Below are 23,005 nucleotides of genomic sequence, written 5' to 3' on the forward strand. Positions count from 1 at the left end.
GCGTCACGGCGCGGCCCAGGGCCGGACCTCCTCCAGCAGCTTCGCCACCGCCAGCACCAGGTCGTCCGAATGCCGCGGGCCGACGATCTGCAGTCCCACCGGAAGGCCCGATTCGGTGCGCCCGGCCGGGACGCTGATCGCGGGCTGCTGCGTCATGTTGAACGGGTAGGTGAACGGCGTCCACTCCGGCCATTCGCTCATCCCGCTGCCCGGCGGCACGTCGTGGCCCGCCTCGAACGGCGGGATCGGGACGGTCGGCGTGAGCAGCACGTCGTAGCGGGTGTGGAACTCGCCCATCAGGATGCCGAGCGCGGCGCGTTCCGCGGTGGCGTCGAGGTAATCGCCCGCGGAGTAGGTGTGGCCCCGTTCCCAGACGCGGCGCAGGCCCGGGTCGACCCGCGGCTCGCTGCCCGGCGGGAACGCGTCGAGCGACTTCGCCGCGCCTGCCGACCACAGCACGTCGAAGGCGTCCTTCGGGTCGGCGAATCCGGGATCGGCCTGCTCGACCTGCAACCCGGCGTCGGCGAGCGACTGCACCGCCGACTGGACGATCGCGGCGATTTCCGGGTCCACGTCGACAAAACCGAGCGCCGGCGAGTACGCCGCGATCAGCCCGCGCACGTCGCGCCGCACCGCCTCGCGGTACGCGCTGATCGGCGGCGCGAGCCCGGTCGGGTCGCGGTGGTCGGGCAGCGCGAGGACGTCCAGCAGCAACGCCGTGTCGTCCACGCAGCGCGCCATCGGCCCGGCGTGCGCGAGCGGGCCGAACGGGCTCGCGGGGAACAACGGGATCCGGCCGTGGGTCGGTTTCATGCCGACGATTCCGCAGAACGACGCGGGAATCCGCACCGAACCGCCGCCGTCGGTGCCGACGGACAGCTCGCCCATCGCCGCCGCGACCGCGGCCGCGCTTCCGCCGCTGGACCCGCCCGCCGTCATCCGCGGGTTCACCGGATTGCGCGTGATGCCCGCAAGCGCGCTGTCGGTGACGCCTTTCCACGCGATCTCCGGCGTGGTCGTCTTGCCCAGCACGACCAGGCCCGCCTCGCGCATCCGCGCCATCACCGGGCTGTCGACCTCCCACGGCTGGTCGACCGGGATGCTCGTGGAACCGCGCAGCGTCGGCCAGCCCTGGGTGAGGAAGATGTCCTTGATCGACGCGGGAACCCCGTCGAGCGCGCCGATCGGATTCCCGTCGCGCCACCGGGCCTCGGCCGCTTTCGCCTGGTCGAGCGCGCGTTCGGCATCGACGAGGCAGTAGGCGTTGATCTCGCCGTCGCGGTCCTCGATGTTCTGCAGGGCGCTCTTCGTCGCCTCGACCGGCGACAGTTCGCCGGTGGCGTAGGCGGCGACGAGTTCGCTGGCGGTCAATTCCCGGTCGCCCATCCGGCGCCTCCCTGCGATTCGGACGGCACGTAGCCGAGCCGTTTGTCCACGACGTTCCACAGCGGTTCCCCGGCGACCCAGCGCCGGAAGTTCCCCGCGAACACCTCGACCAGAGTCCGCCGCCAGCCGATGAAGTCGCCCGACATGTGCGGCGACAGCAGGACGTCCGGCATGGTCCACAGTGGACTCTCGGCGGGCAGCGGCTCGGTTTCGAAGACGTCGAGCGCGGCCCCGGCGATCTCGCCGGCTCGCAGGGCCGCGATCAGATCGGACGTGACCACCAGTTCGCCGCGGCCGACGTTCACGAATCGCGCGGACGGTTTCATCGCGGCGAACGCGGAGGCGTCGAACATGCCCTTGGTCTGATCGGTGAGCGGCGCGACCGCGACGACGTAGTCGAACTCGGGCAAATACCGCGCCAGCTCGGTGGATTCGCGCACGACGCCGAAGTCCGGATCCCCGACCCTGGCTCGCCTGCCCGCCCCGGACACGCGCATCCCGGCCGCCCGCAGCATCCGCGCGATGGCCCTTCCGATCGGCCCGGTGCCGACCACCAGCACCTCCCGCCCGGCGATCCGCTCGCTCTCGCGGTGCTTCCACGTGCCGGCGCGCTGCAGGTCGAGCGAACGCGCGAAGTCCTTGGCGAACGACAGCACGACGCCGAGCACGTACTCCGCGATGGCGTCGTCGAACACCCCGCGCGAGTTCGTGAGCACCACGTCGCTCTCGCGCAGCCCCGGGAACAGCACCGGGTCGACGCCGGCGCTCGCGATGTGCAGCCACTGCAACCGGTCCGCCGCGGGCCAGGCCCCCGGGACGGCGCCGGAAAGGAAATCGTAGACAAAAAGCGCGTCGGCTCCGGCCAGCGCACCGGCGAGGCCGCGCTCGTCGGTGTAACGAACTACCGCCGCGTCTTCGATAGCGGCCATGTCCGGTGGTTGGTCTGCCCCGCAGAGCACTGCCAGTACGGGGGTTTCCGGGGCGATCACGATTGACACGGTAAAAGTGGCTCGTATGATTGTCAACAATCCGAGGACCACCCCCGGAGCACCGGACGGGCATCCGCACAGGCGTATTCCGGAGGCTGAACCTTGGATCTGGACTTCCTCGCGTTCGAGGGCCCGCTAGCCCAGCGCGGCATCGGCGTGATCGCGCCGTTCGACCTCGCGCTCGAGCGCGAACTGTGGCGCTGGGTGCCGATGGAGGTGTCGCTGCACCTCGCCCGCACCCCGTACGAACCGGTCCCGGTGAGCATGGAAATGGCCCAGCTGGTGAGCGACAGCCGGCACCTCGCCACGGCCACGCGCGACGTGCTGCACGTGGAGCCCGAGGTGGTCGCGTACCTGTGCACGTCAGGCAGCTTCGTGAACGGCATCGACTACGAACGCTCCCTCACCAAGGCGATCTGCGACGCGGGCGCGCCGGACGCGGTCACCACCTCCGGCGCTCTCGTCGAGGTGCTGCACCAGCTCGACCTGCACCGGGTCTCGGTGCTCACGCCGTACGACGCCGACCTCACCGGCAAACTCCACGACTTCCTCGCCGAGGTCGGCGTGGACACCGTGTCCAGCGACCACCTCGGGCTGGGCGGCGGCATCTGGAAGGTCAGCTACCGCACCATCGCCGAGCGGATCCTGGCCGCGGACCACCGCGAGGCCGAGGCGATTTTCGTCAGCTGCACCAACCTCCCCACGTTCGACCTGATCGAACCGCTGGAGAAGGCGCTCGGCAAACCCGTGCTGACCGCCAACCAGCTGACCATGTGGGCCTGCCTGCGCCGGATGCGGCTGCCCGTCGTGGGTCCCGGCCAGTGGCTGCGGGAGGTGTCTTGACCCGTCCCGCTAATATTGTCGACAATTTGCGCATCCCGGAGGTTTCGTGACCACGATCGGCTTCATCTACCCCGACCACGCGGCCGAGGACGACTACCCGCTCGCGGAACAGCTTCTCGGCGGCTCCGAAGGCGCCATCAGCCTGCCGGTCGCCCATATTTACGGGACTGACCTGCACGCCGTGCCGGAACTGCTCGACCTCGGCAGCGAAGCCCGGCTCGCCGAAGGCGCCCGGCTGCTCGCGAAGCACCAGCCGGAAGCGGTGGTGTGGGCTTGCACGTCCGGCAGCTTCGTGTACGGCTGGGACGGCGCGCGCAACCAGGCCGACCAGCTCGCCGCGGTTGCCGGGGTCCCGGCGTCGAGCACGTCGTTCGCCTTCGTGCACGCGGCGAAAGCCCTTGGCGTGCAACGAGTCGCGGTGGCCGCGAGCTACCCCGACGACGTCGCGCGGCTGTTCGTGGACTTCCTCGCCGCGGGAGGCGTCGAGGTGCTGTCGATGTCGAGCGCCGACATCGACACCGCCGCCGAAGTCGGCCAGCTCGCGCCCGAGGCTGTCGTCGATCTGGCGGTAAGCCACGACCACCCGGACGCCGACGCGATTCTGGTGCCCGACACCGCGATGCGCACGCTCGGCGAGATCACCGCGATCGAGGAGAAGCTCGGCAAGCCGGTGCTGACCGCCAACCAGGTGACCGTGTGGGAAGGCCTGCGCCTGACCGGCACGACTCGGCTGGTGCGTTCGCTGGGCGCGCTGTTCCGGACGAGGGGCTGACCCGTGGTCGCACTCCCTGACATAGAACCGGTGAGCCGGGAATCGACCGCCGCGGTGATCGCGCGCCAGCTGCGCGACGCGATCATGACCGGCGCACTGCCGCCGGGCACCCAGCTCGGCGAAACCGACCTGGCCGCCCGCTTCCAGGTCTCGCGCGGCCCGCTGCGGGAGGCGATGCAGCACCTCGTGTCCGAGGGCTTGCTGCGCAGCGAACGCCACCGGGGCCTGTTCGTGATCGACCTCGAACCGGCTGACGTGTTCGATATTTATCTCGCCCGGTCCGCCGTGGAAAGAGCCGCCCTGCTGTGCGCGTTCCGCGGCGACCGCGAGGCGGTGGCTGCCATCTTGGAGCAGAACGTGGCCGACATGGCTGCCGCCGCGGACGATCCGGCCGCGTTGTCCGAGGCGGACCTCCGGTTTCACGAGGCCCTGATCAACGCCTCCGGCAGCAAGCGGTTGATGCGGATGGCCCGGACGTTGCTGATCGAGACGCGGATGTGCCTGACGTTGCTGCAGAGCACGTATCAGGGCGTGGAGGATCGGCTGGAGGAGCACACGCGGATCATCGAAGCCCTGCGGTCGGGCGACGAGGAGACGGCGCTGCAGTTGCTGGACGCGCACATGGAGGACGCGATCAGCCGGCTGCTTCCGGGGCGGAGCTTGAAGGACGGAGTCGCGGCGGCTGGGTGATGAAGGGTTGGTCGCCGCGTGGTTGGGTGCGGACGGCTTTCGCGCGCCGCGCAACAACGCAAACAGTCTCCTGATCCGGGCCACCCTCCGGAGCCGGTTGAGGGCGAACGTCATAGCCCCAGCACCTCCGCCAGTGTGCCGCCGAGGACGCGGTTTCGCAGTTCTCCGGGCGGGGTCACGCGTTCGATCGTCGTGCGGGCCAAGACCGGGTCGCCGTAGGGTGCGTCCGAGCCGAACATTGTGCGGTCCGGGAGTTCCTTGATCGCCAGCCGGACCGCGAAGACGATGCTGGCTGTCGACAGTTCCAGATAGACGTTCGGTGTCTCGCGGGCCAGGTCGATCGCGGTGAGCCAATGTGCTCCGCCCAGTTGGCTGAGCACCAGTGGCACGGTCGGGTAGCTGCGGGCAAGCGCCGCCAGGGTGGAAAGGTCGGCTTCGGTGGTCGGGGCGGAGCCGTGCACCACGACCGGGAGTCCATTGTGGTCGGTGGCTGCCCGCAGGACTGGTTCGATCCGGGCCGCCGCGCCTGGGGGCGGGGTCAGTTCGCCGATGCCGTGGAACCCTCTCGCGACCTGATCGACCTCCGCGGCCAGCTGGTCTTCGGACCGGTCAAGGCGGACTGAGCGGAAGCCCAGGAACCGGTCCGGATGTGCGGCCAGGGCGGTGTCCAGTTCTTGCCAGGCGGACTGGTAGCCGTCGCCAGACTGGCCGTTCAGCGCGGCGTCCAGCGCGCTCATTTCCCGGCGGAACGAGGCCAGATCGGTGGCTCGTTCGGGATGCGGCCTGGTCGCGAACAGCACGGCGCGATCGGCTCCGGCTTCGTCCAGCAGGGCGAGATGCTGGTGCACGGGGTCGTGGACGTGGCTGTGTGCGTCGATGATCAACGGAAACTCCCGGTCAGCTCGGGCGCGCGGAATGCGGCCGCCGGGACCAGTGTTGAACGTTGACACCATGCCAAGGTCAAGCTCAGCGGAGGGGCGATGCGAATCGGGCAGCTGGCCGAGCGCACCGGGACCAGCGAACGGCTCCTGCGGTACTACGAACGCGTCGGCCTGCTGACGGCGGACCGGCTGCCCAACGGCTACCGCGACTACGCCCCGTCCGCCGAGCAGACCGTGCGGCAGATTCGCACGCTGCTGGCGGCCGGGTTGCCGACCAGCCTGATCAAGCGGATGCTGCCGTGCGCCGAAACGGACGGTTCGTTGCGTCCGTGTCCGGGAGTGCTGGGCGCGCTGCGCACCCAACTCACCGAACTCGACCGCCGGGCGGAAGACATCACGCGGGCACGGCGGACGCTCCGCGAGGCGATCGCGGTGACGGAACGCGCCGGCTGAACGGCTCAGGTCGTGATCCAGTACCTCCGCACCGGCCCGTGATCGGTCTGGCGCACTTCCTCCAGCACCCCGCCCGCGCGTTCGATCGTCTTGGCGGACGCCAGGTTCTCGCCCGCGCACACCAAGAGCACCCGAGGCAATTCCCGGGCCTCGGTCAGCATCTCGCGCAATGCCCAGGAAGCCAGACCGCGGCCGCGCGCCGACGGGCGGATGCCGAAGCCGAGGTGCCCGGCCCACGAAACGTACTCCGCCGGGCCAGAGCGCAGAGCGATTCCGCCGAGTACCCGGCCGTCCTCGACTAGCCAGCGGTACCGAGCGCGGTCCCGCGTCAAAGAGTTCACCCAGGCGGCGAAGCCAGCTGGCGAATCGACCTCGTCCGACGCCGACAGGCCGAAGCCGTCCTCGTGCAGGCCTGGGCCCCATTCGGCGTGTGCTTCCAGCCACGAGCGATGCAACCGGACGGTGGGGGCCACAAGTTCGGGCATGCGCCGATTCTACCGGGCGAAAGCGCGAAAAAGCCTGGCGCAACAGGAAAAACTCAGGCATCGCGCACCCCCAGCACGGGCTGTCCGCCGAGGCCGAAGTTGTACTGCGGCGACCACGGGAACCGGCCCGCTGGATCGGCGTAGACCAGCTGCCTGGCTTCGATTCCCGCGCCATAGCAGCAAACCGCCATGTACAGGTGCGTCGCGGGCGCGCTGAGCCGCACCACTTCCAGCGCGGGAAGCCGGGGCAGCAGCCACTGTTCGCCGGGCTCTGGCGGGCCGGTATGCAGGATATGTTCGGCCCCGGCGTTGAGCACGTATGCCGCTTCCTGCAACGACAATCCGGTGACCACCAGTTCCGGCAGCCCTTGCCCGGTCAGGCCCGCGGTGTACGCCCAAGGCGGCCGGGAACCTGGTTCCCGCACGCCCTGGACGCACCATCCGTACTCCCTGATCCGGTCCAGCACCTCGCTCAGGTGCTGCTCCTCGGATCTTTCCGGCTCCTCGCACATCTGGCACATCGGTGCCCTCCTCCCCTCGGGGACCCGCCGACCGGGTCAGGGAAGAGTGAACCTCGCGGCACCGACGAAAAATCAGCGGAGCGAATCGGCCACCGCGGCGCCGAGCGAGGTTGTGGTAGCGGTTCCGCCGAGGTCGGGGGTGAGCGTTTCGCCCGCGGCCAGCACCTCGTCGACCGAGGCGCGGATCGCTTGTGCGGCAACGGTTTCCCCGAGGTGATCGAGCAGCATCGCCCCGGCGAGGATCTGGGCGACCGGGTTCGCGATGCCCTGTCCGGCGATGTCCGGAGCACTGCCGTGAACGGCCTCGAACATCGACGGAAAGTCACCTGATGGGTTGATGTTTCCGGACGGCGCCATGCCCAATCCGCCGGTGATCGCGGCCGCCAGGTCGCTCAGGATGTCGCCGAACAGGTTCGACGCCACCACCACGTCGAGCCGGTCCGGAGCCTGCACCATCCGCGCGGCGAGAGCGTCCACATGGCACTGTTCCGCGCGGACGTCCGGATACCGCGCGGCGACCTCGGCGAAAATCTCGTCCCAGTAAGGCATCGAGTGGATCAGCCCGTTGGACTTGGTCGCCGAAGTGACGTGCTGCGAACGCGTGCGCGCGAGCTCGAAGGCGTACCGGATGATCCGTTCCACCCCGACCCGCGTGAACACCGACTCCTGCAGCACGAACTCGTCCGGCCGCCCGGCGTTGTGCCGCCCGCCGATCTCCGAGTACTCGCCCTCGGAGTTCTCCCGGACGATCACCATTTCCAGCTCGTCGGCCTTCCGCCCGGCCAGCACCGAGGACGTCCCCGGCAGCAGCCGGACCGGCCGCAGGTTGACGTACTGCTGGAACGCCCGCCGCAAGGGAATCAGCAGGCCCCACAACGAAACGTGGTCCGCGACGCCGGGGAAGCCGACCGCGCCGAGCAGGATGCCGTCGAAGCTCGACAGCTGCGCGACACCGTCCTCCGGCATCATCGCGCCGGTCTTCGTGTACCGCTCGCAGCTCCAGTCGAATTCGGTCCACTCCAAGGAAAATCCGTACTTCGCCGCCGCCGCGTCGAGGACCCGGCGCGCTTCGATGGTGACGTCGACCCCGATCCCGTCGCCCGGGATGCTCGCAATCCGGTGTGTCACAGGCTCACCGCGATGTACTTGGTCTCCAGGAACTCGTCGATGCCGACCGTGCCACCCTCGCGGCCGAGACCGGACTGCTTAACCCCGCCGAACGGAGCCGCCGGGTTGGACACGATGCCCTGGTTGAGGCCGATCATCCCGGCCTCCAAGCGTTCCGACACCCGCAGCGCGCGCTTCAGGTCACTGGTGAACAGGTAGGACACCAGGCCGAATTCGGTGTCGTTGGCCTTCTCGACCGCCTCGTCCTCGGTGTCGAACGGCGTGATCGGCGCGACCGGGCCGAAGATTTCCTCGCTGGCCAGCCGAGCGTCGACCGGTACGTCGGTGAGCACGGTCGCCGGGTAGAAGTGCCCCGGACCTTCGACCCGCGAGCCGCCGGTGAGCACGCGCGCGCCCTTGTCCGTGGCGTCCTTGACCAGTTCGGTCACCTTCTTCACCGCGGCCTCGTCGATGAGCGGACCGACCACGACGCCCTCGTCGGTGCCGCGGCCCATCGGCAGCGCCTGCATCCGCTCGGTGAGCCGGCGGGAGAACTCCTCGGCGACGCCGCGCTGCACGTAGAACCGGTTGGCCGCGGTGCACGCCTCGCCGATGTTGCGCATCTTGGCCTGCATCGCGCCCTCGACGGCGGCGTCCAGGTCCGCGTCGTCGAACACGACGAACGGCGCGTTGCCGCCCAGCTCCATCGACGTGCGCAGCACCTTCTCCGCGCACTGCTCCAGCAGTTTGCGCCCGACCCCGGTCGACCCGGTGAAGGACAGCTTGCGCGCGCGTCCGTCGCGGATCAGCGGCTCCATCACGCCGCCCGCGTCCTTGGTGGTGACGACGTTCAGCACGCCCTCGGGCAGCCCGGCGTCGGCAAGGATCTGGGTGAGCGCGAGCATCGACAGCGGCGTCTGCGCGGCGGGCTTGATCACCATCGTGCAGCCCGCGGCGACGGCCGGGCCGATCTTGCGCGTGCCCATCGCCATCGGGAAGTTCCACGGCGTGATGAGCAGCGTCGGACCCACCGGCTGGCGCGTGATCAGGAACCGGCCCGAGCCGTTCGGGGCCACCGCGTAGCCGCCGTCGATCCGCACCGCTTCTTCGGCGAACCAGCGGAAGAACTCGGCGGCGTAAGTGATTTCGCCGGCGGCCTCGGCCAGCGGCTTGCCCATCTCCAGCGTCATCAGCAGCGCCAGCTCGTCCCGGCGCTCGATGAGCTTGCTGTACGCGCGGCTCAGGATCTCGCCGCGCTCCCGGGGCGCCACTGCCGCCCAGCCGGACTGCGCCGCGACCGCCGCGTCGAGCGCCGCGAGACCGTCTTCCGGCCCGGCGTCCGCGACCTGGCACAGGACCTCGCCAGTGGAGGGGTCCTGCACGTCGAAGGTCTTCCCGCTGCGCGCGGCGACCCACTTGCCGCCGATGAAGAGTTCCTTGCCGACCGCGCCCACGACGCCGTTCTCGGTGATCCCGCTCATCCAGGTTGCTCCTGTTCCTGTTGTCCCGAACTCATGCTATGGATATTGTCAACAATCGACAACCGTCTCCACCCGCATCCCAGGAGGGCGCCGCATGGCCCAGCTGTCCCCGCTGCTCAAGCAGGCAACGCCCGTCGTCGTCGACCACGGTGAAGGGGTTTACCTCTACGACGTGGACGGGAAACGTCATCTCGACTTCACCGCGGGGATCGGGGTGACCAGCACCGGGCACTGTCACCCGCGCGTGGTCGAAGCCGCGCGCGAGCAGATCGGCAAGCTCGTGCACGGCCAGTACACGACCGTCATGCACCAACCGCTGCTCGAACTCACCCGCAAGCTCGGCGACGTCCTGCCGTCCGGGCTCGATTCGCTCTTCTACGCGAACTCCGGCAGCGAGGCCGTGGAGGCCGCGCTGCGGCTGGCACGGCAGGCGACGAAGCGGCCGAACGTCATCGTGTTCCAGGGCGGCTTCCACGGCCGCACGGTCGCCGCCGCGACCATGACCACTTCCGGCACGCGGTTCAGCGCGGGCATCTCGCCGCTGATGTCCGGCGTGCACGTCGCGCCGTTCCCGTACGCCTACCACTACGGCTGGGACGAGGAGACGGCCACCAAGTTCGCCCTGCGCGAGCTCGACTACCTGTTCCAGACCGTCTCCGCGCCGAACGAGACGGCCGCGTTCTTCATCGAGCCGGTGCTCGGCGAGGGCGGCTACGTTCCCGCGAACACCGCGTTCATGGCCGGGCTGCGCGAGCGCGCCGACCGGCACGGCATCCTGCTGGTGCTCGACGAGGTGCAGGCGGGCTTCGGCCGCACCGGCAAGTTCTGGGGCCACGACCACTTCGACGTCCACCCGGACGTCGTGCTGATCGCGAAGGGCCTCGCCAGCGGCTTCCCGCTGTCGGGCATCGCCGCTTCGGAAGAGCTGATGGCGAAGGCGTACCCAGGTTCGCAAGGCGGTACGTACGGCGGCAACGCGGTGTCGTGCGCAGCAGCCATCGCGACGCTTGATGTCATTCAGGACGAAGGCTTGGTCGAGAACGCCGCGGAGCGCGGGCGTCAGCTTCTCGAGGGCGCGCGCGTCATCGCGGACAAGACGCCGGCTATCGGCGACGTACGCGGTCTCGGTCTTCTCGTGGGCACTGAGTTCACTACTGCGGACGGCGAACCGGACACGGCCACCGCGCAGGCCGCGCAACAGGCAGCTGCCAAGAGCGGGCTGCTGTTGCTCACCTGTGGTGCGTACTCGAACGTCGTGCGCATGGTGCCGCCCCTGGTCGTCAACGCGGAACAGGTCGACGACGCGCTGCGCATCTGGGGCGAGGTCGTCACGTCGGTCACGGGGAGCTGAGGCATGGCGCGCTACATCACCATCAGCCTCGACAAGCGCGGCGTCACCTGCCGCGCGCGGCTGCTCGACGACGAAGCACCGCGCACCTGCAAGGCGGTGTGGGACGCGCTGCCGCAAAGCGGTTCGGCCTACCACGCGAAGTACGCGCGCAACGAGGTCTACACGCTCGTGCCGCCCTTCGCCGAACCGAAGCCGGGCCGCGAGAATCCGACCATCACGCCGATTCCCGGCGACGTGGTCTACTTCGGATTCGAGGCATGGGAAATCGGCAATCCGGCGTACGGCTACGACGACGGCAGCGAGGCCCACAGCGACCAGGGTGCCACGGATCTCGCGATTTTCTACGGCCGCAACAACCTCCTGATCAACGGCGACGCGGGCTGGGTGCCCGGCAACGTGTTCGCGACGATCGAGGAAGGCCTGTCCGAGATGGCCGCGGCCGCGCAGGATCTGTGGCTGCGCGGCGTGGAGGGCGAGACGCTGTCGTTCGCCCGCGCTGACTGACTGTCGCTTCCGGCAACCTCAAGGGCCGGTTCCTCCACTGCGGAGGGACCGGCCCTTTTCACTGCCCGATCGGGCCAGATTGTGCCGCCAGAGTGAAGCCGGGTTAACCCTCCGCGATCATGAACGCGGCCCGGAATGCACTGCCGGACAAGGGATCCAAGCCTGATGATCACCCGGCGGTGTGAACCTCGGCAACTCACCAATCGTGGCTTCGCATTCACCGGTTCGAGGGGCGACGCCGCCCGGTTGCCGCAGTGCGCGTCTGCTACCCAGGGTGATCGGACCCGGCGTTCGCTACGAACCGTGGCGAAGAGTCCACAGTGCACCCCCGGCGACAAACCCGAAAGCCTTACATGTTTAACATGGGAAGATTCTCCGGCCGTCGATCCGTTGCCAGGACTAGGAAAACCGCGTTTTGACACCGCGACAGCACCGGTGGAAATCTGCGTTGGCTCCTCGCGAGAGCACCACAGAAGAACAATCCGAACAAGGAGCCCCTCAATGCAGATGTTCACCCAGCACGTGCACCACGGCCACGACCTGATCTCGGGTCTGCTCGCGCACCTGGCGCACGTGCTCGGCTGGCTCGTCTGACCGGCACCGAGGATTAACCCAGGGGCCGGCCTGTTGGCGCGGGCCGGTCCCTGCTGTGGTTCTCCCGTCTGGCCACGCCGCGGCGTGGCCTTTTTCGTGCCCGCCCTCCGTCGGCTAATGTGAAAACTATTCATGGCCAGTCCGGTGGCAGAACGGCTAGGCTTCGGCCTTGACGTACGCGCGCACGAGGGAGTGGCATGAGCGAGATCGCAACACAGCTGGCAGGCGCCGTCGGAGCTGGGAACCTGCTGACCGGTGACGCGATTTCCGACGATTACGCGCACGACGAGGCGCTCAGCACACCCGGCCAGAAACCGGCGTACGTCGCGAAGCCGGCGACTGCCGAAGAGGTCTCCGCGCTGCTGAAGATCGCCTCCGCCGAGGGCCTCCCGGTGACCGCGCGCGGGTCCGGCAGCGGGCTGTCCGCCGCGGCGCGGCCGGTCGAAGGCGGGCTGGTCGTCTCGTTCGAGCGGATGAACTCGGTGCTCGAAATCGACACCGGCAACCACGTCGCCGTGGTCCAGCCGGGCGTCACGCTGGCCGAACTCGACGCGAAGACCGCCGAGCACGGCCTCACCTACCCCGTCTATCCCGGCGAACTGAGCGCGAGCGTCGGCGGCACCGTCGGCACCAATGCCGGCGGCATGCGCGCGATCCGCTACGGCATCACGCGCGGCAACGTCTCGGGCCTGCAGGCGGTGCTCGCGACCGGCGAGATCATCCGCGTCGGCGGCCGGATGTCGAAGATTTCCAGCGGTTACGACCTCACCCAGCTGATCATCGGTTCGGAGGGCACCCTCGCGCTGGTGACCGAGGTGATCGTGAAGCTGCAGCCGCGGCTCCCGCACAGCGCGACCGTGCTCGCCCCGTTCGACGACTTCGAGCAGGTGATGGCGGCGGTGCCGAAGATCGCCGCGAGCGGTCTCGCGCCGCAGATCCTCGAGTACATCGACAACCTGACGATGGCCGCGATGGTCTACAACGACAAGCTCGAACTGGGCGTCCCGGCGGAAATCCGCGACCGGACCCAGGCGTATCTGGCTGTGGCGCTGGAAAACCGGGTGGCCGACCGGCTCGGCGAGGACGTCGAGACGCTCGGCGAACTGCTGGTCGAGCTTGGCGCGACCGACGCGTACGTGCTCGAAGGCAATGCCGCGCGCAAGCTCATCGAAGCGCGGGAAAAAGCCTTCTGGAATGCCAAAGCCGTGGGCGCGGACGACATCATCGACGTGGTGGTGCCGCGGACCGCGATGCCGGAATTCATGGCCAAGGCCCGCGAGCTGGCGATGGCGACCGGCGGCGGCGCGCTCGGCTGCGGGCACGCCGGCGACGGCAATGTCCACCTGGCGATCTTCTGCAAGGACCCGGACACTCGCTCGCGGTTGCTGACCGACATCTTCGGCTGCGCGTACGAGCTCGGCGGCGCGATCTCCGGCGAGCACGGCCTCGGCCGCACCAAGACGAAGTACTACGCCAAGCTGGAAGACCCCGCGAAGCTCGAGCTGCTGCGCCGGGTCAAGGACAGCTTCGACCCGGCCGGGATCCTGAACCCCGGCGTCCTGTTCGCGCAAACCGGAAAGTGAGCACAGTGAGCACGCTCAACGGCGCCCAGTCCCTCATCCGCACGCTCGTCGACAGCGGGGTCGACGTGTGCTTCTCGAACCCCGGCACGTCGGAGATGCACTTCGTCGCCGCGCTCGATTCGGTGCCGGAAATGCGCGGCGTGCTCGCGCTGTTCGAGGGCGTCGTGACCGGTGCCGCGGATGGGTACGCGCGAGTCGCCGGCAAGCCCGCCGCGACGCTGCTGCACCTCGGCCCTGGTCTGGGGAACGGCCTGGCGAACCTGCACAACGCGCGCCGCGCGCACACGCCGGTGGTCAACGTGATCGGCGACCACGCGACCTACCACAAGCAGTACGACGCCCCGCTCGAATCGGACATCGACGCGATCGCGGGCACGCTCGAAGGCTGGGTGCGCCGGTCCGGGCACACGAAGGACGTCGGCGCGGACGCGGCGGCGGCGGTCGCGGCGGCGCAGGACGCGCCGGGCCGGGTCGCGACGCTGATCCTCCCGGCCGACGCGTCGTGGGGCGAGGGCGGTGAGACGTGCGAGCCGATTCCGCCGCGCGTGCCGCAGACGGTCGACGCGACGACCGTGCAGAAGATCGCGGACGTGCTGCGCAGCGGTGAGCCGGTGGCGTTGCTGGTCGGCGGATCCGCTTGCCACGAAGCCGGTTTGCGCGCGACCAGCCGGATCGCCGCCGCGACCGGGGCGAAGGCGCTCGCCGAAACTTTCCCGGCGCGGCTGGAGCGCGGAGCCGGTCTGCCGAACATCGAACGGCTGGGGTATCTCGCTGAACAGGCCAAGTACCAGCTGGACGGGATCAAGCACCTGATCGTCGCGGGCACGCGGGCGCCGGTGTCGTTCTTCGCCTATCCCGGCATGCCGAGCGAGCTGACGCCGGAAGGCGCGGACGTGCACGTCCTCGCGACCGTCGGCCAGGACGTCGCCGCCGCATTGGAAGCGGTCGCCGCACTCGTCGCCGCGGACACCGAGCCGGTCTTGCAGGAGGCGGGACGGCCGGAGCTGCCGAGCGGTCCGATCACCGTGCAGAACTGGGTCGACGTGATCGGCGCGCTGCTGCCGGAGAACGCGATCATCGTGGACGAGGCGAACACGTCCGGTCTCATGCTCCCCGCCGCGACGGCGGGCGCGCCGCGGCACGACGTGCTGACCCTGACCGGCGGCGCGATCGGCTACGGCATGCCGGTGGCCGTCGGCGCGGCGATCGCGGCTCCGCGGCGGCCGGTGATCAACCTCGAATCCGACGGCAGCGCGATGTACACGATCTCCGCGCTGTGGACGCAAGCGCGCGAGAACCTCGACGTGACCACGGTGGTGCTCAACAACAACGCGTACGCGATCCTGCGGATGGAGCTGCAGCGCGTCGGCGCGTCCGGCGACGGGCCGCGCGCGAAGGACCTGCTGGACATCGGCCGTCCGGACCTGGATTTCGTGAAGATCGCCGAGGGCATGGGCGTTCCGGCGACCCGGGCGACGACGGCGGAGGAACTGGCCGAGCAGTTCCGGCGCGCGGTCGCCGAGCCGGGGCCGCACCTGATCGACGTGGCTGTTCCGCCGCTGCTCTAGACCCGGGCGAGTTCCGGGCTGGCGGTACGGAATCGCGGCACCACCGCGGTCAATGCCAGCCCGGCCACCGCCGCCACCGCGGCGACCGCGAACGTGGCGCGGAAACCGGCGAGCGAAGGCACCGTGAACGAGCCGACGGTGATGGTGAGGTGGGCCAGCATCGTGGCCATCACGGCGCTGGAGGTCGAGGTGCCGACGGAACGCATGAGCGAGTTGAGCCCGTTCGCCGACGCGGTTTCGGTGACCGGCACCGCGCTCATGATCAGCGCGGGCATTGCGGCGTAAGCGATTCCGACGCCCGCGCCGATGATCACCGACGCGATGATCAGCTCGACCGCGTTGGCCATCAGGAAAATCGCGAAGACGTAACCGACCGCGATCACGGTCGCGCCGGTCATGAGCGTGACGCGGGCGCCGTAGCGGTTGGTCAGCCGCGCGGACACCGGGGACAGCGCCATCATCACCAGGCCGTTCGGTGCGAGGCACAGCCCGGCTTCGACCATGCTGAGCCCGAGTCCGTAGCCGGTCGCCGACGGCGCCTGCAGCAACTGCGGGAACGACAACGACATCGCGTACATCGCGAAGCCGACGAGCACCGACGCGAGGTTCGTGAACAACACCGGCCGCCGCGCCGAAACACGCAGATCGACCAGCGGGTCACGACGGCGCAGCTGATACCAGCCCCAAGCCGCGAGAACGACCGCCGCGGTCGCGGCGAAGCCGAGCGTCGCCGGGCTGCCCCAACCCCATTGGCCGCCCTTCACGATCGGCAGCAACAGGCTCGTGAGGCCGACGATCAACCCGAGCGTGCCAAGGAAATCGAACGGCGCGGGCGTGCGGACCGGCGATTCCGGGACGAACCGCAGGATCAGCAGCGCACAGCCGAGCCCGAGCCCGGCCGCGCCCCAGAACAGGACGTGCCAGTCCGCGTGCTCGGCCACGATCGCCGCGACCGGCAACCCGATCGCACCGCCGACCCCGAGCGTCGCGCTCATCAGCGAAATCGCGCCGCTGACGCGTTCCGGCGGCAGTTCGTCGCGCATGATGCTGATGCCGAGCGGAATGACTCCCATCGCGCAGCCCTGCAGCCCGCGGCCGACGATCATCAGCGCGAGCGAACTGGTCAGCGCCGAGACCACGGACCCGGCGATCAGCACCGCCAGACTCACCAGCAGCACGCGGCGCTTGCCGTAAAGATCGCCGAGCCGCCCGGCGACCGGGGTGCACACCGCCGCCGCGAGCAGCGTGACGGTGACGACCCACGACGCGTCCGTCGGTGTGGTGTTCAGCAGTCTCGGGAACGCCGGGATCAACGGGATGACCAGCGTCTGCATGAACGAAGCGACCAGCCCGCACGAGGCCAGCACCACGATGATCGGCCGCGCGCCTGCCCGTGCCACCACGTCCCCCGTTCCGTATGCCGTACCGGATTCGCACGCTACCGGGCGGGGCGGGCGGAACGGGCGGTTCGTGATCGATCCGACTTAGCGGACTGGTCCGTTTGGCCCAGCGCTTGCTTGGGCCGGCGGGTTCAGAGCCACTGTTTGACGCCGCCGTGGCCGGAGCAGGTGCCGGAACGGTGCTGACTGTAGCTGTAACTGCCGTCCTTGCACTGCGCGGTCGCGCCGGAGGGGTTCGAGTCCGGGCGGTGGACGCAGTTTCCGGAGGAGTTGCGGTAGTAGTCAGCACCGCAGTCGGCGGGCGCGGGGTCCGGTGCTGGCTGCTCCTTGGGCGTGGTGACTCGCGGCGCGGCCTGGGTTTTCGGTGCCGTTTTCGGCTTGGCTGCCGTGATCGGCGGCGCGACCGGCGGCGTGGTGACCGGGACCGCGATCGAAGTCGACGGGGCCGTCAGCGTTGCCGAGGTTTCCGGTGCGCTGTAGCTCGTAGTCGGCGGCGGCGAATACTCACTCGTGACAGCCGACGGTGCGTTGCCGGTCGGCGCCGCTCCGCATCCGGCGACCAGAACGCCTACGGCCAAAGCCATCCCCAGTTTCCGCAGCATGCGGTGCCTCCTCGCAATCCAGACAATCGAGGAGGTCGGGAATCCGCGGAAAACTGTTACAGCGGCTCAGCCGTCCGCCGGGCACCAAGGATCCGGCGCCCGGACGACCGCCTTCCCGCAGAAGCCCTGCAAAGCCGGGTCGACCTCGCCGCCTTGGACCTGCAGTACCGCGAGTGGTTTGTCCTGCGGGACGTGCCTGCCGATGTCGCCGCCGTAGTCGATGGTGCCGCTGACGCCCTCGATGTATTTGTTGGTCTGGTTCGCGTCCGGCCGCGAGGTGTGGATCGCGGTGATCTCGCGCCACACCGCGCCGGGCGTCACCGGGATGTTCGATGACGTCTCGCGCAGGTATGCGGTCGCGGTGATCATCACCAGTGCGGCGTCGTAGGACAGCGCGGCGTGACCGTCGAACGACCGGCCTTTCTCGGTGTGCTCGAAGGCGAACTTGGCGTTGAGCGTGGCGTAGAAGTCCCGCGCGAGGCCCTTCGCGGGCGTGGCCGGTGCGTTCGCGAGCGCGAGATAGTAGTACGGCAGCGCGCGGTTGCGTTCTCGCGCAATGGAATCCGCGACGAAACGCGAGACGTCGTCGTCGCCGATGATGGTCGCGGTGCTGCCGCACTGTGCGGCTCCGGCGAGGAACGCCCCGAAGTCGGGGACGCCTCGGCCGGCGAAAAACGCGTCGCCGTCGTAGGAACAGCTGTCCCGCCCGGCCGCTCCTGCGTTGCCGACATTCCGGTAGCCGTCTCGCAGGTGCGCAGGTTTTCCGGCTGGCCCGCCGTCCGGCTCGAACGCGCGCGCTTCGACCGTGAAACCCTTCTGCTTAAAGGCTGTCAGCACGTCGTCGCGGAGGTTCATGCTGTAGAAATCGGCGTCGTCGTCGGGGTAGTAGACCCGCAGCGACCGGGGGCCGGGCCGTTGGGCGGCGAACGCCGCGGCCACCGCGGCTTCCCGGCGGTTCTGCGGCGCGACCTGGAAGTAGATCGGGTTCTGGTCCGCGAGCTGGTCGGCGGTGAGCGTCGCGGCGACCACCGGAATGCCCGCGTCGCCGAGCGCGCGGATCGTGTCGGACGTCGGCGCACTGCTCATGTCGAGCCCGACCACGCCGACGATGCTGGGATCCTGTTTCGCCATCTCCAGCAGCGTCTTCGCGACCGCGGCTCCCTGCAGCATTCCCTTGCCGCCGTTGGCGATCAGCATGCGCACGATCGGTTCGGCCGCGGCGGTCGCGTCGAGTTGCCGCGACTGTGCGACGGCGAAGCCCTCCAGCGATTCCCGTTCCGCGGTGAGGCCTTCGGCGGTGCCGTTCGACGACGTCAGCGCCTCCAGGTCGACCAGCGTGATGTACGGCCGTTCCGGATGCTGCCGGTGCAGTTCTTCGGCCCGCCGGTTCTGGTCCGCGATCACGGCTTCGACCTGCTGGATCGTCCCCTCTTTGTCGAGCGGGGAGAACAGCGTGAAGGTGCCGTCGGACACTCCGACGCACTGGTCGTCCACCCGCGCCAGCCACTCGCTCGAGGTGCCGCAGTGACTGTCCAGAAAGGACTGATAGCGCACCGCGGCGAACCCGGCGACCAGCGCGAGCACCACCGCGGGCACCCCGGCCCGGACCCAGCGCGTCGTCCACCACGCCGCCCGGGCGCGTCCGCCGGACAGGTCGTAGTGCTCGCCGAGCGCCAGCATTCGCTTGCGCACCTCGGTTTTTTCGGTTTCGGTGTGCGGCGCGTCGAGGCCGATCGGCAGGTACCACGCGGTCGGGCGGCGGGCCCGCCGGTCCGCGCTGAGCCGGTTCTGCCACACCCGGTACGCGTCGGCGGAATCGGCGGCGTAGTACTTCGGCCGGTCCTCGCTCGGCGCGGCGTCCGGCGGCGGCGCCTGGCTCGCGCTCACCACGAGCAGCGGGTCGAAGAGGCCGACCTGGTTGCGGACCTCGTTGATCAGGTCGAGCAGCCGGTATCCGCCGTTGGCCGGGCCGACCTCGTCGAGCAGCAGCACCGGATACGTCATCCGGCGCCGCCGCCAGAACTGCCACGGCCGCAGCCGGTACTCGCGGCGCAGGTCCTCCAGGAACGCGTTGACCAGCAGCCGCGAAACGTACTGGGGCGATTCGTGCTGCCATTCGCCGTCGGTGAGCCGCATCGCGAAGCGGACGAAGCTGCCGGACATCTCCGGCGCGAGATGCGGCTGGCGCAGGAACCAGCGGTACCGCCCGGACAGGCCCGGCACGCGCCCGGTGACAGCGAGCCGGAAGAAGCCGATCGTCAACCAGCGCAACAGCAGCAACGGAAACCGCCACGCCGGATGCTGCGGCACCAACTCGCGGCTGACGCTGTCGATGGCCGAGCGGAAGCGGACCAGCAGGCCGTTCTCCTGCAGCTCGCGCAGCAGGATTGCTTCGGTATCGGTTTCGCCGTCCGGAAACCGCTTCGCCATGAGCTGGTCGACGAGCGTGAACAGCCGGAACCGCAAGCGGCTTTCCCGCGTTCGAGAACTGCGGACGAGGGTGTTGCGGACGCGCCACAGAATGTCGCGCACCACCTCGACGGTCGCCTCGGTGGCCTTGCCGGGCGGGTCGACGTCCGGCCGATCAGCGAGCGAGAGGTAGACAGAACGCACCGTGCCCGCCGGTTTCGCGTTCTGCAACCGCGAGCCCAGCTCCTCCAGCGCCCCCTCGCGCGCGTCGCCGACGAGACACACCATGGGCAGCCCTCGCCGCCCCGCGCGTTCCCGGTGATAACCGCGCCGCCATTCTCCGTCGTCCTGCAATTCGCGCGGCCGGTCGCCGACGCGGGGCCGCTGATAAAGCGCCCCGATGAGTTTGACAAGCCGATCTGCCCCAGCGAACGCGAGTTGTTCCCCAGCGACGGCCACCGTCTGGTCCATGCCGAAGTAAACCACGCGGCTCCGGGGACGGGTCCCGGAATTGTGCCGTCATGGCAACGGTTTCCCGGTTTGCCGCAGGCGGCTTGCAGCCGTTCGGGTGGCGGCGGGTTCAGCCGTTCGCGGGACGCGTGGTTGCGCTGAGCGACGGGTCCCCCGGCGAGCATTGATCAATTTCCGGTCTTGCTACGAAAATCGTAGATCAATTCACGAATAGGGAATTAATTGTTCGCGAGGCGGGCGATCGTTCCCAGCAATCTCCGCATGCCGACCGCGTGCCCACCGCTTCCGATGACGAGCAAGCGGTAACCAGACCCGAATATTCCAGGAAACCGGGCGCGGCTCTCGGCGCGGACCAAGGTCTGTCCATCCGAGACAGCTTCGAGCCGGAAGGTAAGGCGGTACTCAGAAAACCGATGCCGCCCGGCCAGCGCGAGCAGCTCGTGCGGTTCGGCCGCGACGACCCGGAAGCCGGGAACAGTCGAGCCCTCAGCGAGCGGACGAGGGCCGGCCGCTTTCCAGTCGGCGGCACCGACCGCCCAGGCGTAGCCAGTCGCCAATCGGCCGGAGACGCGCTCGACGACCTGGTTGATCGCCCGCCAGGTCGCCTCGGCGTCCGCCCGCACGACGACCCGGTGTTCGTCCAAGACCGGCAGCTGCTGTTCCGTCATCGTCACCTCCACGAAAAACGGGGCCGCGCCAGGGAAAACCCCGGAGCGGCCCCGCTGCCACAAGCTCAGGCCTTATTCGTAAATCTCGCCCTTGGCGGCCTTCTCCACCAGCGACTGCGGCGGCTCGAAGTGGCTGCCGTACCGCGCCGCCAGTTCGCGAGCCCGGTCCACGAAGCCCTGCAGACCGCCCGAGTACTGGTTGATGTACTGGATCACGCCGCCGGTCCAGGCCGGGAAGCCGATGCCGAAGATGGACCCGATGTTGGCATCCGCCACCGTGGTCAGGACGCCCTCGTCGAAGCACTTCACCGTTTCCAGCGCCTCGGCGAAGAGCATGCGCTCCTTGAGGTCCTCGAACGGCACGTCCGCCGAACCCGAGCCGAACGCCTCGCGCAGGCCCGGCCACAGACCGGTGCGCTTGCCGTTCTCGTCGTACTCGTAGAAGCCCGCTCCGGTGGAACGGCCCTTGCGGTCGTACTTGTCGAGCATCGTGTCGATGACGGCCTCGGACGCGTGCGGCGTCCAGGTGCCGCCCTCGGCCTCGATCGCGGCGCGGGTTTCCGCGCGGATCTTGCGCGGCAGCGTCAGGGTCAGCTCGTCCATCAGCTGCAGCGGCGGTGCCGGGTAGCCGGCCTGCGAACCCGCCTGCTCGATCGACGCCGGCTCGACGCCCTCGCCCAGCGCGGCCACGGCCTCGTTGATGAAGGTGCCGATGACCCGCGAGGTGAAGAAGCCGCGGCTGTCGTTGACGACGATCGGGGTCTTGCGGATCTGCAGGGTGTAGTCGAAGACCTTCGCCAGCGTGGCCGGCGACGTCTTCTCCCCGCAGATGATCTCGACCAGCGGCATCTTGTCCACCGGCGAGAAGAAGTGGATCCCGATGAAGTCCTCGGTCCGCTGCACGCCCTCGGCCAGCGCGGTGATCGGCAGGGTCGAGGTGTTGGAGCCCAGCACCGCGTCCGCGTTGACGATGCTCTCGATCTCGCCGAACACCTTGTGCTTCAGCTCGACGCTCTCGAACACGGCCTCGATCACGAAGTCGACGCCCGCGAAGTCGGCCGGGTCGGCGGTCGGCTTGATCCGCGCCAGCAGCGCGTCCGACTTCTCCTGCGTGGTCTTGCCGCGCGAGAGCGCCTTCTCCTCGAGCTTGACCGCGTAGCCCTTGCCCTTGTCGGCCGCCTCCTGCGAGACGTCCTTGAGCACCACGTCAATGCCCGCCTTCGCGGACACGTACGCGATCGCGGCGCCCATCATCCCGGCGCCGAGCACGCCGACCTTCTTGGCCGTGTACTTCTCGAACCCGTCCGGACGCGAACCGCCGGAGTTGATCGACTGCAGGTCGAAGAAGAACGCCTTGGTCATGTTCTTCGAAACCTGCCCGATGGCCAGGCTCACGAAGTAACGCGTCTCGACCTGGATCGCGGTGTCGAAGTCGACCTGCGAACCCTCGATCGCGGCGGCGAGGATCGCGCGCGGCGCGGGCATCGGCGCGCCCTTGAGCTGCTTGCGCAGGTTCGCCGGGAACGCGGGCAGGTTCGCCGCGAAGCTCGGGTTCGACGGGGTGCCGCCCGGGATCTTGTAGCCCTTGACGTCCCACGGCTGCACGCCGCCCTCGGGGTTGGCCTTGATCCACGCCTTCGCGGCGGGCACCAGTTCGTCGACGGTGTCCACGACCTCGTGCACCAGGCCCAGCTCCAGCGCCTTGCGCGGCTTGAGCCGCTGGCCCTGCAGCAGCACGTTCAGCAGCGCGCTCTGGATGCCGAGCAGCCGCACGGTGCGGACCACGCCGCCGCCGCCGGGCAGCAGGCCGAGGGTGACCTCGGGAAGGCCGATCTGGCTGCCCTTGACGTCGGCCGCGATGCGGTGGTGCGTCGCCAGCGCGATCTCGAGGCCGCCGCCGAGCGCCGCGCCGTTGATGGCCGCGACGACCGGCTTGCCCAGCTGCTCGAGCCGGCGCATCTGGCCCTTCATCGCGGTGCTGGACGCGGTGATCTCGGCCGCGTGCTCCGGCTGCGCCTGGATCAGGTCGCGCAGGTCGCCGCCGGCGAAGAAGGTCTTCTTCGCCGAGGTGAGCACGACACCGGCGATGTCGTCCTTCTCCGCCTCCAGCCGGTCCACGGTCGCGGCGAGCGACTCGCGGAAGGCCTGGTTCATCGTGTTGGCCGACTGGTCCGGGTCGTCCAGGGTCAGCGTGACGATGCCGTCGGAATCCTTGTCCCAGCGGATGGTCTTGCTCTCGGTCATCAG

The 23,005-nt window shown here is 69.2% G+C and carries 20 protein-coding genes; 8 read left to right on the forward strand and 12 right to left on the reverse strand.

The genetic code is table 11. The annotated features are described in order from the left end of the window. Positions 1-3 precede the first annotated feature (3 nt). Positions 4-1,386: an amidase gene (locus tag ACFXI3_RS20465; RefSeq protein ID WP_344271039.1), complete on the reverse strand. Its 1,383-nt coding sequence runs from the start codon at positions 1,384-1,386 to the stop codon at positions 4-6. Next, a complete protein-coding gene (locus ACFXI3_RS20470) occupies positions 1,368-2,315 on the reverse strand; it encodes a D-2-hydroxyacid dehydrogenase (RefSeq protein WP_378401342.1) in 948 nt (315 codons plus the stop codon). The genes ACFXI3_RS20465 and ACFXI3_RS20470 overlap by 19 nt, the downstream gene beginning before the upstream one ends. A gap of 162 nt (positions 2,316-2,477) precedes the next feature. Here ACFXI3_RS20470 and ACFXI3_RS20475 point away from each other — a divergent pair, with 162 nt between their 5' ends. Genes ACFXI3_RS20475 through ACFXI3_RS20485 form a run of 3 tightly spaced genes read left to right on the forward strand, consistent with a single transcriptional unit; the run spans position 2,478 to position 4,680 of the window. After that, on the forward strand, positions 2,478-3,218 hold the full coding sequence (locus tag ACFXI3_RS20475) for an Asp/Glu/hydantoin racemase (protein ID WP_344271034.1): 741 nt from the start codon (positions 2,478-2,480) through the stop codon (positions 3,216-3,218). 46 nt (positions 3,219-3,264) lie between these two features. After that, positions 3,265-3,990, forward strand: coding sequence for a maleate cis-trans isomerase (locus ACFXI3_RS20480; protein ID WP_378401277.1), 726 nt, complete (start codon positions 3,265-3,267; stop codon positions 3,988-3,990). Positions 3,991-3,993: 3 nt separating this feature from the next. Beyond that, a complete protein-coding gene (locus ACFXI3_RS20485) occupies positions 3,994-4,680 on the forward strand; it encodes a GntR family transcriptional regulator (RefSeq protein WP_378401279.1) in 687 nt (228 codons plus the stop codon). A gap of 110 nt (positions 4,681-4,790) precedes the next feature. On the opposite strand, the gene ACFXI3_RS20490 is transcribed toward ACFXI3_RS20485, so the two are convergent. Then, entirely contained in the window at positions 4,791-5,564 is a 774-nt protein-coding gene (locus ACFXI3_RS20490; protein ID WP_378401281.1) for an amidohydrolase family protein, read from the reverse strand. Positions 5,565-5,660: 96 nt separating this feature from the next. Between ACFXI3_RS20490 and ACFXI3_RS20495 the strand changes: the two genes are divergently transcribed. Further along, on the forward strand, positions 5,661-6,014 hold the full coding sequence (locus ACFXI3_RS20495; RefSeq protein WP_378401283.1) for a MerR family transcriptional regulator: 354 nt from the start codon (positions 5,661-5,663) through the stop codon (positions 6,012-6,014). A gap of 5 nt (positions 6,015-6,019) precedes the next feature. Here ACFXI3_RS20495 and ACFXI3_RS20500 read toward each other — a convergent pair whose 3' ends face one another. From ACFXI3_RS20500 to ACFXI3_RS20515, 4 genes are all read right to left on the reverse strand, one after another. Next, positions 6,020-6,499, reverse strand: a complete 480-nt coding sequence (locus ACFXI3_RS20500; protein WP_378401285.1) for a GNAT family N-acetyltransferase — start codon at positions 6,497-6,499, stop codon at positions 6,020-6,022. A gap of 53 nt (positions 6,500-6,552) precedes the next feature. Further along, positions 6,553-7,020, reverse strand: coding sequence for a DUF4262 domain-containing protein (locus ACFXI3_RS20505; RefSeq protein ID WP_378401287.1), 468 nt, complete (start codon positions 7,018-7,020; stop codon positions 6,553-6,555). A 72-nt stretch (positions 7,021-7,092) separates the two neighbouring features. Continuing rightward, the gene (locus ACFXI3_RS20510; RefSeq protein WP_378401289.1) at positions 7,093-8,148 is read right to left on the reverse strand and encodes a tartrate dehydrogenase; all 1,056 of its coding nucleotides are present in this window, start codon (positions 8,146-8,148) and stop codon (positions 7,093-7,095) included. Continuing rightward, complete coding sequence (locus ACFXI3_RS20515) at positions 8,145-9,608, reverse strand: NAD-dependent succinate-semialdehyde dehydrogenase (RefSeq protein WP_378401291.1); 1,464 nt, start codon at positions 9,606-9,608, stop codon at positions 8,145-8,147. The genes ACFXI3_RS20510 and ACFXI3_RS20515 overlap by 4 nt, the downstream gene beginning before the upstream one ends. Before the next feature lie 94 nt (positions 9,609-9,702). Here ACFXI3_RS20515 and ACFXI3_RS20520 point away from each other — a divergent pair, with 94 nt between their 5' ends. The 4 genes from ACFXI3_RS20520 (at position 9,703) to ACFXI3_RS20535 (ending at position 15,208) form a co-directional block, all read left to right on the forward strand. Continuing rightward, positions 9,703-10,959 (forward strand): aspartate aminotransferase family protein, encoded by a 1,257-nt coding sequence (locus ACFXI3_RS20520; RefSeq protein WP_378401293.1) that lies wholly within the window; start codon positions 9,703-9,705, stop codon positions 10,957-10,959. 3 nt (positions 10,960-10,962) lie between these two features. Then, positions 10,963-11,463, forward strand: coding sequence for a DUF3830 family protein (locus ACFXI3_RS20525; protein ID WP_067576183.1), 501 nt, complete (start codon positions 10,963-10,965; stop codon positions 11,461-11,463). A gap of 791 nt (positions 11,464-12,254) precedes the next feature. Continuing rightward, a complete protein-coding gene (locus tag ACFXI3_RS20530) occupies positions 12,255-13,640 on the forward strand; it encodes an FAD-binding oxidoreductase (protein WP_378401295.1) in 1,386 nt (461 codons plus the stop codon). A gap of 5 nt (positions 13,641-13,645) precedes the next feature. Continuing rightward, complete coding sequence (locus ACFXI3_RS20535) at positions 13,646-15,208, forward strand: acetolactate synthase large subunit (protein WP_378401297.1); 1,563 nt, start codon at positions 13,646-13,648, stop codon at positions 15,206-15,208. Here ACFXI3_RS20535 and ACFXI3_RS20540 read toward each other — a convergent pair. The 5 genes from ACFXI3_RS20540 to ACFXI3_RS20560 all read right to left on the reverse strand — a co-directional run bounded on the left by ACFXI3_RS20540 (position 15,205) and on the right by ACFXI3_RS20560 (position 23,002). Then, positions 15,205-16,608, reverse strand: coding sequence for an MFS transporter (locus ACFXI3_RS20540; RefSeq protein WP_378401344.1), 1,404 nt, complete (start codon positions 16,606-16,608; stop codon positions 15,205-15,207). The genes ACFXI3_RS20535 and ACFXI3_RS20540 overlap by 4 nt on opposite strands. A gap of 131 nt (positions 16,609-16,739) precedes the next feature. Continuing rightward, on the reverse strand, positions 16,740-17,210 hold the full coding sequence (locus ACFXI3_RS20545) for a DUF3761 domain-containing protein (protein WP_378401298.1): 471 nt from the start codon (positions 17,208-17,210) through the stop codon (positions 16,740-16,742). Positions 17,211-17,276: 66 nt separating this feature from the next. After that, positions 17,277-20,090 (reverse strand): hypothetical protein, encoded by a 2,814-nt coding sequence (locus ACFXI3_RS20550; RefSeq protein WP_378401300.1) that lies wholly within the window; start codon positions 20,088-20,090, stop codon positions 17,277-17,279. A gap of 218 nt (positions 20,091-20,308) precedes the next feature. Then, positions 20,309-20,758, reverse strand: a complete 450-nt coding sequence (locus tag ACFXI3_RS20555; RefSeq protein ID WP_378401302.1) for a hypothetical protein — start codon at positions 20,756-20,758, stop codon at positions 20,309-20,311. 72 nt (positions 20,759-20,830) lie between these two features. Next, positions 20,831-23,002 (reverse strand): 3-hydroxyacyl-CoA dehydrogenase NAD-binding domain-containing protein, encoded by a 2,172-nt coding sequence (locus ACFXI3_RS20560; RefSeq protein ID WP_344270991.1) that lies wholly within the window; start codon positions 23,000-23,002, stop codon positions 20,831-20,833. Between the last annotated feature and the right edge of the window lie 3 nt (positions 23,003-23,005).

This window comes from Amycolatopsis sp. NPDC059235, assembly GCF_042754125.1.
Lineage (GTDB): Bacteria > Actinomycetota > Actinomycetes > Mycobacteriales > Pseudonocardiaceae > Amycolatopsis > Amycolatopsis albidoflava.

Excerpts from the sequence above, each read along its gene's own strand:
- ACFXI3_RS20465 (WP_344271039.1), bottom strand. The coding sequence starts at position 1,386 with ATGGGCGACCGGGAATTGACCGCCAGCGAACTCGTCGCCGCCTACGCC.
- ACFXI3_RS20470 (WP_378401342.1), bottom strand. The coding sequence starts at position 2,315 with ATGGCCGCTATCGAAGACGCGGCGGTAGTTCGTTACACCGACGAGCGC.
- ACFXI3_RS20495 (WP_378401283.1), top strand. The coding sequence starts at position 5,661 with ATGCGAATCGGGCAGCTGGCCGAGCGCACCGGGACCAGCGAACGGCTC.
- ACFXI3_RS20500 (WP_378401285.1), bottom strand. The coding sequence starts at position 6,499 with ATGCCCGAACTTGTGGCCCCCACCGTCCGGTTGCATCGCTCGTGGCTG.
- ACFXI3_RS20505 (WP_378401287.1), bottom strand. The coding sequence starts at position 7,020 with ATGTGCCAGATGTGCGAGGAGCCGGAAAGATCCGAGGAGCAGCACCTG.
- ACFXI3_RS20515 (WP_378401291.1), bottom strand. The coding sequence starts at position 9,608 with ATGAGCGGGATCACCGAGAACGGCGTCGTGGGCGCGGTCGGCAAGGAA.
- ACFXI3_RS20520 (WP_378401293.1), top strand. The coding sequence starts at position 9,703 with ATGGCCCAGCTGTCCCCGCTGCTCAAGCAGGCAACGCCCGTCGTCGTC.
- ACFXI3_RS20525 (WP_067576183.1), top strand. The coding sequence starts at position 10,963 with ATGGCGCGCTACATCACCATCAGCCTCGACAAGCGCGGCGTCACCTGC.
- ACFXI3_RS20530 (WP_378401295.1), top strand. The coding sequence starts at position 12,255 with ATGAGCGAGATCGCAACACAGCTGGCAGGCGCCGTCGGAGCTGGGAAC.
- ACFXI3_RS20545 (WP_378401298.1), bottom strand. The coding sequence starts at position 17,210 with ATGCTGCGGAAACTGGGGATGGCTTTGGCCGTAGGCGTTCTGGTCGCC.
- ACFXI3_RS20550 (WP_378401300.1), bottom strand. The coding sequence starts at position 20,090 with ATGGACCAGACGGTGGCCGTCGCTGGGGAACAACTCGCGTTCGCTGGG.
- ACFXI3_RS20555 (WP_378401302.1), bottom strand. The coding sequence starts at position 20,758 with ATGACGGAACAGCAGCTGCCGGTCTTGGACGAACACCGGGTCGTCGTG.
- ACFXI3_RS20560 (WP_344270991.1), bottom strand. The coding sequence starts at position 23,002 with ATGACCGAGAGCAAGACCATCCGCTGGGACAAGGATTCCGACGGCATC.